10 protein-coding genes and 1 tRNA gene are annotated in these 13,593 nt (G+C 66.9%); 7 read left to right on the forward strand and 4 right to left on the reverse strand.

Annotated elements, in window-relative coordinates:
• Positions 1-86 precede the first annotated feature (86 nt).
• Positions 87-3,167, reverse strand: a complete 3,081-nt coding sequence (locus tag DEQ92_RS00160; RefSeq protein WP_115820285.1) for an FAD-binding and (Fe-S)-binding domain-containing protein — start codon at positions 3,165-3,167, stop codon at positions 87-89.
• Between the two features lie 179 nt (positions 3,168-3,346).
• Entirely contained in the window at positions 3,347-5,059 is a 1,713-nt protein-coding gene (locus DEQ92_RS00165) for an L-lactate permease (protein WP_004976573.1), read from the reverse strand.
• A 372-nt stretch (positions 5,060-5,431) separates the two neighbouring features.
• Here DEQ92_RS00165 and DEQ92_RS00170 point away from each other — a divergent pair, with 372 nt between their 5' ends.
• The 5 genes from DEQ92_RS00170 (at position 5,432) to DEQ92_RS00190 (ending at position 11,272) form a co-directional block, all read left to right on the forward strand.
• Positions 5,432-6,073 (forward strand): HTH domain-containing protein, encoded by a 642-nt coding sequence (locus DEQ92_RS00170; RefSeq protein WP_115804903.1) that lies wholly within the window; start codon positions 5,432-5,434, stop codon positions 6,071-6,073.
• Between the two features lie 122 nt (positions 6,074-6,195).
• Positions 6,196-8,031: an Nramp family divalent metal transporter gene (locus tag DEQ92_RS00175; protein WP_050459911.1), complete on the forward strand. Its 1,836-nt coding sequence runs from the start codon at positions 6,196-6,198 to the stop codon at positions 8,029-8,031.
• A 78-nt stretch (positions 8,032-8,109) separates the two neighbouring features.
• Positions 8,110-8,613: an LUD domain-containing protein gene (locus DEQ92_RS00180; RefSeq protein WP_004976576.1), complete on the forward strand. Its 504-nt coding sequence runs from the start codon at positions 8,110-8,112 to the stop codon at positions 8,611-8,613.
• Positions 8,606-10,807, forward strand: a complete 2,202-nt coding sequence (locus tag DEQ92_RS00185) for an LUD domain-containing protein (protein ID WP_049905187.1) — start codon at positions 8,606-8,608, stop codon at positions 10,805-10,807. Before DEQ92_RS00180 ends, DEQ92_RS00185 begins: the two co-directional genes overlap by 8 nt.
• A gap of 171 nt (positions 10,808-10,978) precedes the next feature.
• Entirely contained in the window at positions 10,979-11,272 is a 294-nt protein-coding gene (locus DEQ92_RS00190) for a PRC-barrel domain-containing protein (RefSeq protein WP_007274456.1), read from the forward strand.
• Between the two features lie 4 nt (positions 11,273-11,276).
• Here the strand turns inward: DEQ92_RS00190 and DEQ92_RS00195 are convergent, their stop codons facing one another.
• Positions 11,277-12,734, reverse strand: a complete 1,458-nt coding sequence (locus tag DEQ92_RS00195; RefSeq protein WP_004976579.1) for a DHH family phosphoesterase — start codon at positions 12,732-12,734, stop codon at positions 11,277-11,279.
• A 132-nt stretch (positions 12,735-12,866) separates the two neighbouring features.
• Here DEQ92_RS00195 and DEQ92_RS00200 point away from each other — a divergent pair.
• Together DEQ92_RS00200 and DEQ92_RS00205 are read left to right on the forward strand one after the other, a co-directional pair.
• A tRNA-Lys gene (locus tag DEQ92_RS00200) sits at positions 12,867-12,940 on the forward strand.
• A 117-nt stretch (positions 12,941-13,057) separates the two neighbouring features.
• Complete coding sequence (locus DEQ92_RS00205) at positions 13,058-13,288, forward strand: hypothetical protein (RefSeq protein ID WP_004976582.1); 231 nt, start codon at positions 13,058-13,060, stop codon at positions 13,286-13,288.
• Between the two features lies 1 nt (position 13,289).
• Here the strand turns inward: DEQ92_RS00205 and DEQ92_RS00210 are convergent, their stop codons facing one another.
• Positions 13,290-13,541, reverse strand: a complete 252-nt coding sequence (locus DEQ92_RS00210; RefSeq protein WP_049905188.1) for a hypothetical protein — start codon at positions 13,539-13,541, stop codon at positions 13,290-13,292.
• Positions 13,542-13,593 lie beyond the last annotated feature (52 nt).

A 13,593-nucleotide genomic window follows, 5' to 3' on the forward strand; every position in this document is an offset into this window, starting at 1 on the left:
TCGCGTCCGAGTCGGGCCCGCGATGCCGCGCCATCGGAGCGCCGTCGGAGTACCGTCGAAGCACCGTCGAAGCGCCGCGGCGTCGCTTACGCGTCGATGGCGCGCGCGAGCACCTCGACCGGGTGCGGCGGGTCGTCGTCCGCGCCATCCATGTCTTCGAGTTGGGTCCGACAGGACGCGCCGGGGGCGACGACCACGTCGCCCGGGCTCTCGGCCACTTGGCCTTCGAGGATGTTCCCGATGGCTTTCGACATGGAGTAGTGTTCGGCCTCGTAGCCGAACGACCCGGACATCCCGCAGCACGTCGAGTCCAGCGGGTCCACCTCGAAGCCGGCGCGGCGGAGGACGCCCACCGCGTGGTGGTCCTTCTTCGTGGACTTCTGGTGGCAGTGGCCGTGGTACGTCAGGGACTCGTCCTGCGGGAGGAACGACAGCGACTCGTCCAGCCGGAACGCGTCGACGTACTCCATGACGCCGTAGGCGTTGGCCGCGACGGTTTCCACGTCGTCGCCGGAGAGCAAGTCGAGGTAGTCCGACTGGAACATCACCGCGTCGGAGGGCTCACAGAGGACGATGTCCCAGCCCTCCTCGACGTAGGGCGCGAGCACCTCGACGTTCTGCTCGGCGTCGGCGCGGGCCTTGTCGAGAAAGCCTTTCGAGTGCGGCGGCCGGCCGGAGCCGGCGACGCCCTCCGGAATCCGGACGTGGACGTTCGCGGCCTCCAGCGCCTTCACGGCGGCCTTCCCGACCTCGGGGTGGTTGTAGTTCGTGTAGGTGTCGGGGAACAACAGCACCCTGCGGTCGGCCTGCGCCTCGGGGATGTCGGCCGACCCGCGGCTCTCGAACCAGTCCACGAAACTCGTCGAGTGGAATCTCGGGAGCGAGCGCTCCTTGGCGATACCGACGGTCTTCTCCATGACCGTCCGCGCGCCCGGTACCTTCGTCGTCGCGTTGGCGAGCGGGGCGAACGCCGACCCGAGCTTCGACAGCGAGTCGATGTTGGCAAAGAGCTTGTCGCGGAGGCTGGAGCCGTTGCGCTGGTGGTACTCGTGGACGACCTCGGCTTTCATCTTCGCCATGTCGACCTCGCTCGGGCAGTCCTTCGAACAGCCCTTACAGCCGACACAGAGGTCGAGCACCTCGTCGACGAACTCGTCGGTGAACAGCTCGTCTTCGGGGAGGCCGCCGCTCATCGCCTGCCGGAGCATGTTGGCGCGGCCGCGGGTCGCCTGAATCTCCTCTTCGGCGGCGCGGAACGTCGGGCACATGACGCCGCCGACCGTGGACTGCTGGCCGCGACAGCCCGCACAGCCGTGGCAGAGTTCGACCATGCCCTCGAACCCGTTGTCGTTGTCCCAGTTCAGCGCCGGTTCGAAGCCGGCGTCGAACTCGTAGTCGGGCGAAAACCGGAGGTTCTCGGTCATGTCGTAGTCGCCGCAGATGTTCCCCGGGTTGAGGAGCCAGTCGGGGTCGAACGCGGTCTTGAGGTCGCGGAAGACGTTCCAGAGGTGGTCGCCGTACAGCTTGCGGTTCCACTGGGTCCGCGCGCGGCCGTCGCCGTGTTCGCCCGAGACGGAGCCGCCGTACTTGACGACCAGGTCCGTCACCTCGTCGGCGATGGCCTCGAACGTCTCGACGCCCTCGGCCGTCTTCGTGTTGACGAGCGGGCGGATGTGCAGGACGCCCGGCCCCGCGTGGGCGTAGTACGAGGCGAAGGTGTCGTGTTCGTCGAGGATGTCCTGGAAGTCCGAGACGTACGCCGGGAGGTTCTCGGCCGGGATGGCGGTGTCCTCGATGTACGCGATGTGCTTTTCGTCGGTCGTCCGACCGAGGAGAATCGGGAGCCCCGACTTGCGCATCTTCCAGAACTTCGCGCGGGTGTCGGCGTCGTGGGCCTCCATGAAGTCGGTCGCGCGGCGCTCCGTTTCGGTCACCGAGGCCGAGCCCTCGTCGGGGTCGAACTCGGTGCCGTCGGGGTCGATGACGCGGTCTTCGATGAGGTTCGCCACCTTCTGTTTGCCGTCCTCGTCGGAGTCGGCGTAGAACTCCACGAGGAGCGTCGAGTCAGTGCCCTCGGGGAGCATGCCGACCACGTCCGCGAACTCGGCGGTGTCGCGCGCGAGGTCGAGCAGCACGTCGTCCATGACCTCGACGGCCGCGGGCTCGTGTTCGAGGATGGGGGCGACGTCGTGCATCGCGTCGATGACGTCGTCGTAGGTGAGAAGCGCCACCGACGCGGTGTTCGGAATCTCCTCCAGCGAGACGGTCGCCTTCGTCACGATGCCGAGGGTGCCCTCGCTCCCGGCGACGAGTCTGCCGAGATTGACGCGGCCGGCCTCCCAGTCCTCGTCGATGCCGGTATCGTCCGGCGTGCGGCGCTCGCCGCGCATCTCGTCGACGAGCATGTCGAGGTTGTAGCCCGAGACGTTGCGCTTCAGGTCGGGGAAGCGCTCGGAAATCTCGTCGGCCTCCTCGTCGAGTATCCGCGCGACCTCCGCGTGGACGCGCGCTTCGAGGTCGCCGTCGGGGTCGCCGGCCTCGCGGAGTTCGTCGACGCTCACCTCGCCGAACGTCGTCACCGTGCCGTCCGCGAGGACGAGTTCCAGCTCTTCGATGTAGTAGTCGGTCTTGCCGTACTTCAGCGAGTGCGAGCCGGTGGAGTTGTTGCCGATCGCGCCGCCGAGCGCGGAGCGGTCCCCCCACGCCGGGTCGGGCGCGAACTTCAGGCCGTGGGGGGCGAGTTCCTCGTTGAGTTCGCCGAGGCGGACGCCCGCTTCGGCCGTGGCCGTCCGCGCCTCCGGGTCGATTTCCTCGACGCCGCCCATGTGGCGGACGAGGTCGAGGACGACGGCCTCGTTGACGGTCTGGCCGGCGAGGCTCGTGCCGCCGCCGCGGGGGAGGACGGGAATCTCGCGGTCGGCGCAGTACTCCATCACCGCCGCCACGTCGGCCGTCGAGGTCGGCATGACGACGCCGATGGGGACTTGCTCGTACGCCGACGCGTCGGTCGCGTACAGCGTTCTCGTGTAGGAGTCGAAGCGCACGTCGCCCTCGACGAGGGACTCGAGGTCTTCGACCAGCCCCGGCCGCTCGACGTCGTCGCTGACGTAGTCGTAATCGCCAGCGAGCGCGGGGTCGGTGGCCGGTTCGTGCGTGTTGGATGCCATTGATTAGCTCTGTCGTATGTCGGTTTGCGTGAACGGATAAAGACACCCGGTGACGGGTGTCGGTCCGGGTCGCGCGCGGTTGGTTTGCGCGTCGATTCGCGACCCGAACCGAGTCGGTTCGGTCCGGTTCGAGTCGGGCCGGGACGATTCAGGTCGGTTCCGTCGGGAGTCCCGACCGGTCAGAACACGCCCGGGAACAGCACGTAGCTGAACAGGAGCGTGAGGACGCCGGTCGCGGTCCCGTAGTACAGAAGCGGGATGAGTTCGAGGCGGATGACGCGACCCTCCTCGCCGACGAGGCCGACGACCGCGAGCGCGGCGACGACGTTGTGGACGGCGATGAGGTTGCCGATGGCCCCGCCGACCGCCTGCGCGCCCAGCATGACGGTCTTCGACGTGCCGATCTGGTCGGCGACGCCGTACTGGAAGGTGCCGAACAGGATGTCGGAGACGGTGTTCGACCCCGCGAGGAACGCGCCGAACGCGCCCACGAAGGCGGCGAAGAACGGGTAGGCACCGCCCGCGATGCCGGCCATCCCCTCCGAGAGGACGATGAGCATGCTGTCGGTGCCCGTCGCGTTACCCGACTGGAGCATTATCTGGACGGTCGCGACGGCGAACAGCAGCGCGATGACCGCCGGGGTGACTTTCTCGATGGTCTCGGCCCACGTCGCTTTGACCGCCGCCGTGTCCATGTCGTGGAGGCCGATGGTGACGAGATGGACCGCGAGGAACACCGCGCCGGGCAGGTAGAGCAACTGGAAGTCGCCGGTCAGCCCCGTGCCCCAGATGTCCGCGTACTCGAAGACGAGGTTCGACGTGAGGAAACTCGTCAGCGGGTCGAACACGCGGGTGACGACGAGCAGGGCCGCGACGAGGACGTACGGCGTCCACGCCTTCCAGAGCGACATCTGCTGGGCGACGCCCCCGTCGGCGGCGACCGCACCGCCGCGCTCGCTCGTCTCGCCGGGCTGGATGTCGCCGACCCAGTGGTCGGGCCACTCGGCCCGCGGCGCGAAGTCCCACTCCTCGTCGGGGTGGAAGAAGCCGGCCTTGAGCGCGGAGACGGTGAGCAGCAGTCCGACCATCGCGCCGACGAGGCCGGGGAACACCGGCCCGAGGAAGTAGGCCGTCAGGAAGTACGGCACCGAAAAGGACGCCCACGCGAACAGCGTGAGGGGGAGGACTTCGAGCGCCGGCTTGATGGAGCGCTCCTCGCCGAAGAAGCGCGTCATCATGGCGACGCCGATGAAGGGGAGCACGACGCCGACGACGACGTGGTTCATCGCCGCGAAGACGGCGATTTCGGACACCCACTGTTCGACGCCCATGCCCTGCGCGTCGAGCGCGTTCGTGATGACCGGCACGTCGTCGAAGATGTCTATCATCCCGATGATGAGCGGCGTGCCGACCGCGCCGAAGGTGATAGCCATGAGGTTCCCCGTCAGTGCGACCACGACGGCCGCGAGCGGCGGGAAGCCGAGGCCCACGAGGAGCGGGCCGACGATTGCCGCGGGCGTGCCGAAGCCGGCGGCCGCCTCGATGAACGAGCCCATGAGGAACACGAGCAGGACGACCTGCACGCGGCGGTCCTCGCTGATGGAGGCGAAGCCGTTGTTGATGGCGTCGAACGCGCCCGTCTGCTTGAGCGTGTACAGGAGCAAGATGGCCCCGAAGACGATGTACAGGATGTTCGAGGCGGTGATGAAGCCGTTGATGGTCGACGCGATAACCCACTGCGGCGTCATGCCCCAGCCGAGGACGCCGGCCCCGATTGCGACGACCCACGCGACGGGCATCGCCCGCGTCGCGGGCCAGTACCGCCCGACCATCAGATAGGCGATGGTGATGAGCGGGAGCAGGGCGATGAGCGCGTCGGTCGCGTTAACCATGCCGCACACCCCCACAGTTCGTTCCAGCCTGTGCCGTTCCAGATTCGTGCCTGATGCGGTGCATCGTGGAATCCGCTACACAACTTTTGTGATATATATCTATCGTTCGTCGCTATTCCTGACATATCCGTGGCGGTCGTCTTACCCGGAGTACACAACCCAGTACACTCGAAGATACCGAGCCAAATACGGCGTTAAACGCCCAATTCGCATTCTACACGGTCTATCCTGTCGGTTCGCGGCCGGAGCCGAATCGGAAAAATCGATCCCCGAAACGACCACTTCACACGTGTTTCTCGGCCATAATACACGACTGAATCGGGAGTTCACTCGTGTGCAAAGGCTTATGCAGTCGTGTGGAAAGGACATATCATGGAAGATGAGTCTCGCGCGCGCTCCCGAAACGAGCACGGACAGTACGTGGGACGCATCTCGCTGGACGCCGTCTTGGAGGTGTTCGAGGCGCGCGACGACGCGGCCCGTCCGCTGACCGCCACCGACGTGATGGAGGCGCTCGACTGCTCGCGGCGCACCGCGCACAACAAACTGAACGAACTCGAAGAACGCGGCGACCTCGCCACTCGGAAGGTCGGCGCTCGGAGCCGCGTGTTCTGGATTCCGATGGCCGCCGACGCGGACTCGACTGCGGGACAGGCCGCGGGTTCGACCGACCCGGGCTCTTCCCCCGAAACCGCGGTTGCGGGCGAGGCCGACGACCCCGACGGCCTCGACCACCCGCCGGCCGTCTCGTCCGCCATCGAGCGCGCCGACCTGCCGGGGAGCGGCCCGATGCTCGACGCCCGCCGCGAGGCGCTGTCGGCGGCGTACCAGTACCTCACCGACCACCCGGAGGCGAAGAAGGCCGACTTCCTGCGGGACGTGTACCGAGACTACCCCGCCGGCTTCGAGTCCGCCGAGGGCTGGTGGAACGCCATTCAACCGGCGCTCAAGCAACTGCCCGGCGTCGACCCGCCGGAAGAGCGCGGCCACATCTGGCACTTCCTCGGCGGGTAGTCCGATTTTCGAACGTGACTCTCACCCTACGAATTTATACAGTATCGGGCCACAATTCCGGCAAACGCATCGATGTCAAGCGATTCGTCGTCTGAGAGTTCCGTCTCGGAGTGTGGCCGCTCGTGAGCGACGGTCGCCCCGGTTCAGACGCGGACGCGTCCGCGCGGTCGGACGTCCCCGACGATTCGGACGACTCCAACGCGGGACCCCCGGAGTCCGCCCCCTCGACGGAACCGAGCGTCGCCGGCGGCGACGACGTCTACGCCTCCGAGGTCGAGGGAAAGCAGTACCGCGGCACCTGGTATCTCCCGCTTCGCTACGAGGAACTGGAGGAGTCGGACGACTCGGACGACTACCCCGATTCGGGCGACGGCGGGTCGTTCCGCCTCGCCGACCTCCCGCGGGTCCCTCGCGTCGGGCACGTCGTCGGCCCCTCGGCCATCATGCTCGGGGCGTCGCTCGGGAGCGGCGAGACGCTCTTTTGGCCCGTGTTGACCGCGCAGTACGGCTGGGCGGTCTTCTGGGCGTTCGTCGTCGGCGTCTTCACGCAGTTCCTCATCAACACGGAGCTTCAGCGCTGGACGCTCGCCACCGGCGAGAGCATCTTCCGCGCGTTCGCACGCGTGGGCTCGTACTGGCCGTGGGCGTTCCTCGTCGGCGGCCTCATCAGCCTCGGCTGGCCGGGGTGGGCCGCCGGCGCGGCGCAGGTCGCCACGACGGCGCTCGGACTGGACGGGTCGGTCGCGCTCTTCGGCGCGTCGCTCGCGACGTGGAAACTCGTCGCCGCCGTCCTGATGGGCGTCATCTGGCTGTCGTATCAGGTGTCGTCGGTCATGTACAACGCCGTCGAGGTGTTCCAGATCGGCCTCCTGTTCGTCGCCATCGGCGCGGCCCTGCTGCTCGTCGCCGTCACCGGCTCGTGGGTCGAGTTCGCCGACCTCCCCGCGGCCGCGGGCTCGGTCGGGACGCTCCCCGAGGGGCTCGACATCGCGGTCTTCCTCGGCGGCCTCGCCTTCGCCGGCGCGGGCGGCTACCTGAACCTCTCGCAGAGCCTCTGGATGCGCGAGAAGGGCTACGGCATGGGCAACTATCAGGGGCGCGTGAAGAACCCGCTGCGCGGCGACGACCCCGAACCCATCGAGCGCGACGGGTTCGCGTTCCGTCCGACGCTGACGAACCTCCGCCGCTGGCGCGGCTGGTGGCGCGTCGTCCAACTCGAACACCTGCTCACGTTCGTCCTCGGCCTGCTCCTCGTCGCTCCCGCGCTGATGAGCGTCGCCATCCGCTACGCGTCGGGGTCGACCGCCAACGCCATCCAGATGTGGCTCGGCGACGTCGTCCCGTTGCTCGGCCCGGTCGGCTCCTTTCTCGTCTTCGCCGTCCTCTTCGTCGCGCTCTTTACCACCGAGTACGCCATCGTCGAGTCGTTCGTCCGCAACAGCGCCGACGCCCTCTACGAGTCCTACGGCCGGGAGGCCGGCTGGGACCTCCCGAAGCTGTTCTGGCGGCTCCTCACCGCCTTCTGCGTCTGGGGCGTCGTCATCATCCTGCTTTTCTCCTCGCCGTTCGAGGGCCAAGAGCCGTTTTTCTTCCTCGTCGTCGGGGCCGCGATGTCCGGCGTGATGATGTGGCCCTACACCGCGCTCGTCCTCGTGATGAACACGACTCGGCTCCCCGAACACGTCCAACCCGGCTGGGCGCGCGTCGTCGGTATGTGGTGGGCGACGGGCTTCTACGGCTACTTCAGCGTCCTCCTCATCGGGACGTGGCTGACCACCGTCGGTCTCGAGACGTTCCGGACGGTCCCGACGGTCCTCGGGAGCGGCACCGGCGGCTACCTCCTCTGGGCGGGCTACTTCGTCGTGCAAACGTACGCGGTGACGAAGTCCGCCGCCGGCAAGCGCGAGGCGGCCGGAACGGTCGCCGACGCGGACGAGGCGGTCGGCCGGTTCTCCTGACTCTAATCTTTCATAATTAACCGACAGCGTGGTGCTCGAACCCGAAGAACGATTATGTAGAACGCGCTAGCTCAACGTATGTCAACCGGCACGGTTGCGACGTTCGAGGACTCGCTCGAACGACTCGAAGTAGGCTGGACGCACGCGTCACCCGACGAGTTGGCGGACGTGCTCGAAGGCGTCTGTTCGGACCCGACCATCGGCGTGGAACTCCCGTACGACGGCGTCGACCTCCCCGACTGGGTGAACACGGACCCGACCCCCGCGGACCTCCGCGAGGCGAACGCCGGTATCACGGCCGCGGGATTGGGTATCGCGGACTACGGGAGCGTCGTCGTGCAGGGCACGCCCGACGGCATCGAGCCGGTGAGTCTGTTCGGCGACCTCCACGTCGCCGTCCTCCGGCGGTCGGACATCGTCCCCGGCATGCCCGAGGCGTTCGACTGGCTGGGCGAGGAGTTCCGCACGGGACACTCCTCGGCCATCATCGCCACCGGCCCCAGCGCCACCGCCGACATGGGCGCGCTGGTGAAAGGAGCGCACGGTCCGAAGGAAGTCCACGTGGTGATTCTCGATGAGTAAGGCGCGCGAGGCCAAGGCGGCGAAGATTCGACAGTTGATGGAGACCGAGGGCGACGCCGTCGGCACGAGCACCCGCGGGTTCAACGAGGGCCGCTACCAGTCGGTCCAGACGCTCGACGACTACGAGGGGCTGAAATCCGAAGCGCGGGCCATCAAGGAAGACGCCATCGAGCGCCTCCCCGAACTCATCGACCAACTGCGCGAGACGGTCGAGTCCAACGGCGGCACGCTCTACATCGCCGACGACGCGGCCGACGCGAACCAGTACATCCGCGAGGTCTGCGAGGACAAGGAGGCCGAACGCGTCGTCAAGTCGAAGTCGATGACCTCCGAGGAGATAGAGGTCAACGAGGACCTCGAAGCCGCCGACATCGACGTGGTCGAGACCGACCTCGGCGAGTGGGTGCTGCAGGTCGCAGACGAGTCGCCGTCCCACATCGTCGCGCCCGCCATCCACAAGTCGCGGGAGGCCATCGCCGACCTGTTCAACGAGACGTTCGAACCCGACGAGCCCCTCGAGACCGCGGAGGAACTCACGATGTTCGCCCGCGAACAGCTCGGCGAACTCATCGAGGGCGCGGACGTTGGGATGACCGGCGCGAACTTCATCACCGCCGACACCGGGACGATGGCGCTCGTCACCTCCGAGGGTAACGCCCGGAAGACGGCCGTCGTGCCCGACACGCACGTCGCGGTCGCCGGCGTCGAGAAAGTTATCCCGACCGTCGAGGACCTCCGCCCCTTCGTCGAACTCATCGGCAAGTCGGGAACGGGACAGGACATCACCTCCTACATCTCGCTTCTGACCCCGCCGGTCGAGTCGCCGACCGTCGACTTCGATGCCCCCGACGCGCCGCTTTCGGAGACCGAGACGGACCGCGATTTCCACCTCGTCCTCATCGACAACGGGCGGTTCGACATGCGCGAGGACGACCAACTGCGCGAGACGCTCTACTGCATCCGGTGTTCGGCGTGTTCCAACGTCTGCGCCAACTTCCAGCACGTCGGCGGCCACGCCTTCGGCGGCGAGACCTACTCCGGCGGAATCGGCACCGGCTGGGAGGCCGGCGTCGAGGGCCTCGACAGCGCCGCGGAGTTCAACGACCTCTGTACCGGCTGTAGCCGGTGTACCACCGCCTGCCCGGTCGAAATCGACATCCCGTGGATAAACACGGTCGTCCGCGACCGGGTCAACCGCGGCGAGGTCTCCGAACTCGACTGGCTCGTCGAGGGGCTCACCCCCGACGAGGAACCCGGCGGCGTCAGCCTCCAGAAGCGCTTCTTCGGCAACTTCGAGACGGCCGCGAAGGTCGGGAGCTTCTTCGCGCCCGTCTCCAACTGGGCGGCCGGACTCGGCGTCTCCCGCGACCTCATGGAGCGGTTCCTCGGTATCGACGCCCGCCGCGAACTCCCCGCCTTCCAGCGCGAGACGCTGAAAGACTGGTTCGAGAACCGAACCTCGCGGGTCGACGACCCGGTCCGGACCGCCGTGCTCTACCCCGACGTGTACACGAACCACGTGCAGGTCGAACGCGGGAAGGCCGCGGTCCGCACGCTCGAAGCCCTCGGCGTCGACGTAATCGTCCCCGACGTTCGCTCGTCGGGCCGCGCCCCGCTCTCGCAGGGCATGATTGCGACCGCGGAAGACCACGCCCACGACGTGTACGCCGGCCTCGCGGAGCACATCGACGACGGCCGCGACATCGTCGTCATCGAGCCGTCTGACCTCGCGATGTTCCGAAGCGAGTACGAGAAGTTCCTGCCCGAGAAGTCCTTCGAGCGCATCTCGGAGGTCAGCTACGAGGTCATGGAGTACGTCTTCGGCCTGCTGGAACACGGCGCGGACGCCGACGCGCTCTCGACGAGCGAGGGAGAGGGCGTCGCCTACCACAGCCACTGCCAACAGCGCACCCTCGGCCTCGAAGGCCACACCGAGGCCGTCCTCTCGGACCTCGGCTACGACGTCGCCACCTCCGACGTGGAGTGCTGCGGCATGGCCGGCTCCTTCGGCTACAAGTCCGAGTACTACGAACTCAGCGTCGACGTCGGCTCCGAGCTACAGGGGCAGTTCCAGTCCGACGAGAACAGAGACCGCACGGTCGTCGCCAGCGGCACCTCCTGTCTGGAACAGCTCGATTCGCTCCTCAGCCGGCCGACGCAACACCCGATTCAACTGGTCGCGCCGCGGCGGTAACGACCCCGCGAGCGAGCCGTCACCCGCGACGGCTCGAACGTCTTCTTTCAACTGAATATCACGACTCCATCCGGCGATTTCCCGCCGGCGTCGGACGCCCGTCTGCCGCGTGTCTGCGCCCCGAGCCGCGGGCTACGAACAATTAAGACCCGGCATCCCATGTTGGCGGATATGGACGGGACGCCCGAAGAGATTACGACGCTCGTAGGCCGGGAGGTCTACTCGAACAACGGTGTGTTCGTCGGCGAAGTCGAAGACGTCCGCCTCGACCTGGACCACGAGACGGTCACCGGTCTCGCGTTGACGGCGCTGAACGACGAACTGTTCCGCAATCAAATCGAACCCGGGAAGGGCGTTCTCATCCCGTATCGGTGGGTCCGCGCCGTCGGCGACGTCATCCTCATCAACGACGTCATCGAGCGCCTGAAGAATCCCGAAGAAGACGAAGAGTCGCTCGTCGTCTGACGTTCTAGCTTCCGTTTCCGCTCTCGCCGCCCTCCACGCCCATCGCACGGAAGAGCTTGCGCTTTACCGCTTCCTCGGTGAGTTGGAGGAGCGTGTCGCGGTTGTCGTCGTTGGATTCGATGCCCGTGAAGATGCCGAGCGGAATCTCGACGGACCCCTGCGTGGAGTGGCCGCCGGCCTCGCCGATGCCGGTGAAGGCGTCGCTCAGAATCTTCCCGATGTTCATCCGGATGTCCTTCGACCGCGCCGCGAGGTAGATGGTGTCGTCGGCGATGCCGAAGACGGCGGTCGTGGTGATGCCCTCCAGGTTGAGGAGGTGTTGGGCCGCCTGCGTCAGCGCGTCGCGGTCGCGGATGAACCCCGCGTTCGAGACGAGGTGCGAGCCCTGCACGTCGCGGTTCTGGATGGCCTCGGCGAGCACGTCCAGCGTCTCGGGCGACATCGACGGCGACTCGACCTTCTCCAGCGTGTCGTGGTCGGCGAAGGGGTAGAGGTACGCCGCGGCGGTCAGGTCCGCGGGCGTCGTATCGCGCTTGAAGTCGAGCGTCTCGGCGCGGATGCCGTAGAGGAGTGCCGTTGCCACCGCCTGCGACGGGCTGAGGTCGAACTCCTGGATGTACTTCGTGAGAATCGTCGAGGTCGAAGAGACGTTCGGCCGCACGTCGGTAAAGCGGGCGTCGATGCCGTCGTCGGGCTCGAAGTGGTCGATGAAGACCGTGATATCGGCGTCACCGAGGTCGGGCATTCCCGACTTCATGTGGTCGACGAGCGCGACCGCGCCGTACTCTTCGAGCGGCTTCGAGTCGGCCCGCGGGGTGAGTTCGATGCCGAGGATGTTCACGAACGCCCGGTTCTCCTGGTGGCCCATGTCGCCCGAATAGAGGATGTCGGCCTCGACGTCGTATTCGCGGGCGATGGCCTGTAAGGCGACCGCCGACGCGAGCGAGTCGGGGTCGGGGTTGTCGTGGGTGAGGATGGCCATCCCGTGGTCGGTGTCGCGCAGGAGGTCGGCCAGTTGGCGGGCCTTGTATTCGAGTTCGCCGGACTCGACGCTCCGGAGCGCCGAGTCGGCGATGACCTCGGAGGGGTTGATGACCACGTCGGCACCGAGTTTCGTCAGTTCGTCCTCGGAGACGGGGTCCGACGCGCGGACGACGATGAACTGGTCTTCGCCGCGGTCGCGGATGGTCGAGACGGCGGCTTTGTTGGCCTCGACGTCCGACGAGAGGATGAGAATCACGTCGCGTCCGGTGACGGCGCCGGCCAGTTCCGGGTCGGTGATGTCCGTCGTCTGCGCGTTCAAGTCCTGGTCGCGCAAGGCTTCGACGCGGCTTTCGTCCTTGTCGAGGATGAGGACGTCTTTTCCCTCGTCTGTCAGTTCCTCGGCGACCGCGTGCCCGACGCTCCCACAGCCGAGTATCGCGTACGTAGACATCGAGGAAATGCTGACCCCTGCGCTCATCGTTGCCCGCTACTCCGGTCGGCCGCCACTTAACACCCACCGTTTGTCCGTTGTTTCGTGCGTGTGCGTCCCTGCCGTCGTCGTACAGAAAGGAAAGTCATTTTACCTACCGGCAGTTACGAGAGATTGCAAGGGCCGGTAGCTCAGTTAGGCAGAGCGTCTGACTCTTAATCAGACGGTCGCGTGTTCAAATCGCGTCCGGCCCATTCCTTCATCCCAGACTTACTCCGGCAGTCGGGGCTCCGGCTCGGCCGTTCGTGTCGGCTCCCCGACTCGCTCGCCACCCTCGGGTGTTTTATGTCCCGCTCCGAACGCTACCGAGTATGAACCAGAGCGACAGGACCGAACTGGTCCTCGTCTTCATCACGCTTCTCGTCGCCGTCGTCTTCGGGCTGGCTACGGGCGTCGGGGAGCGCTTCGACCCCGACCGGTTCGTCGCCGCGCTCACCCCGGACTTCGGTGTGTTGTTCGGGGCCGACGTCGTCGCCGGCGCGGTGCTCGTGACGCTCTTCGGCGGCCTCGCGGTCGGCGCAAAACTCCTGTTCGATTCCTGACTCAGCGCCCGAGTGCGACCCACGAGTTCCCGCGGCCCGGCGAGGGCGCGAGCCGTAACGGGAACTCCGACCCTACCGTCGCCGAGGCCAGTCGGGCCCGAAGGTCGGAGGTCGCACACGCCACCACGGTGCGGAGCTCTCCGGTTTCGGCCACGCGGACGGTCATCGCCCCGTGGTCGTTCATCTCCCGTTCCACTCGGATGAGGCGCGTCTCCACACCTCTCGCCACCGTTTCACCATCCACCAGTTCCATGGTAATATGTCTCTCGCCGTGAAGGATAAAGCTCACCACCGTTATCCGGGGG

This window comes from Haloferax sp. Atlit-6N, assembly GCF_003383195.1.
Lineage (GTDB): Archaea > Halobacteriota > Halobacteria > Halobacteriales > Haloferacaceae > Haloferax > Haloferax gibbonsii.

Coding starts and splice junctions, on each gene's coding strand:
- DEQ92_RS00160 (WP_115820285.1), bottom strand. CDS start 3,167: ATGGCATCCAACACGCACGAACCGGCCACCGACCCCGCGCTCGCTGGC.
- DEQ92_RS00165 (WP_004976573.1), bottom strand. CDS start 5,059: ATGGTTAACGCGACCGACGCGCTCATCGCCCTGCTCCCGCTCATCACC.
- DEQ92_RS00170 (WP_115804903.1), top strand. CDS start 5,432: ATGGAAGATGAGTCTCGCGCGCGCTCCCGAAACGAGCACGGACAGTAC.
- DEQ92_RS00180 (WP_004976576.1), top strand. CDS start 8,110: ATGTCAACCGGCACGGTTGCGACGTTCGAGGACTCGCTCGAACGACTC.
- DEQ92_RS00185 (WP_049905187.1), top strand. CDS start 8,606: ATGAGTAAGGCGCGCGAGGCCAAGGCGGCGAAGATTCGACAGTTGATG.
- DEQ92_RS00190 (WP_007274456.1), top strand. CDS start 10,979: ATGGACGGGACGCCCGAAGAGATTACGACGCTCGTAGGCCGGGAGGTC.
- DEQ92_RS00195 (WP_004976579.1), bottom strand. CDS start 12,734: ATGAGCGCAGGGGTCAGCATTTCCTCGATGTCTACGTACGCGATACTC.
- DEQ92_RS00205 (WP_004976582.1), top strand. CDS start 13,058: ATGAACCAGAGCGACAGGACCGAACTGGTCCTCGTCTTCATCACGCTT.
- DEQ92_RS00210 (WP_049905188.1), bottom strand. CDS start 13,541: ATGGAACTGGTGGATGGTGAAACGGTGGCGAGAGGTGTGGAGACGCGC.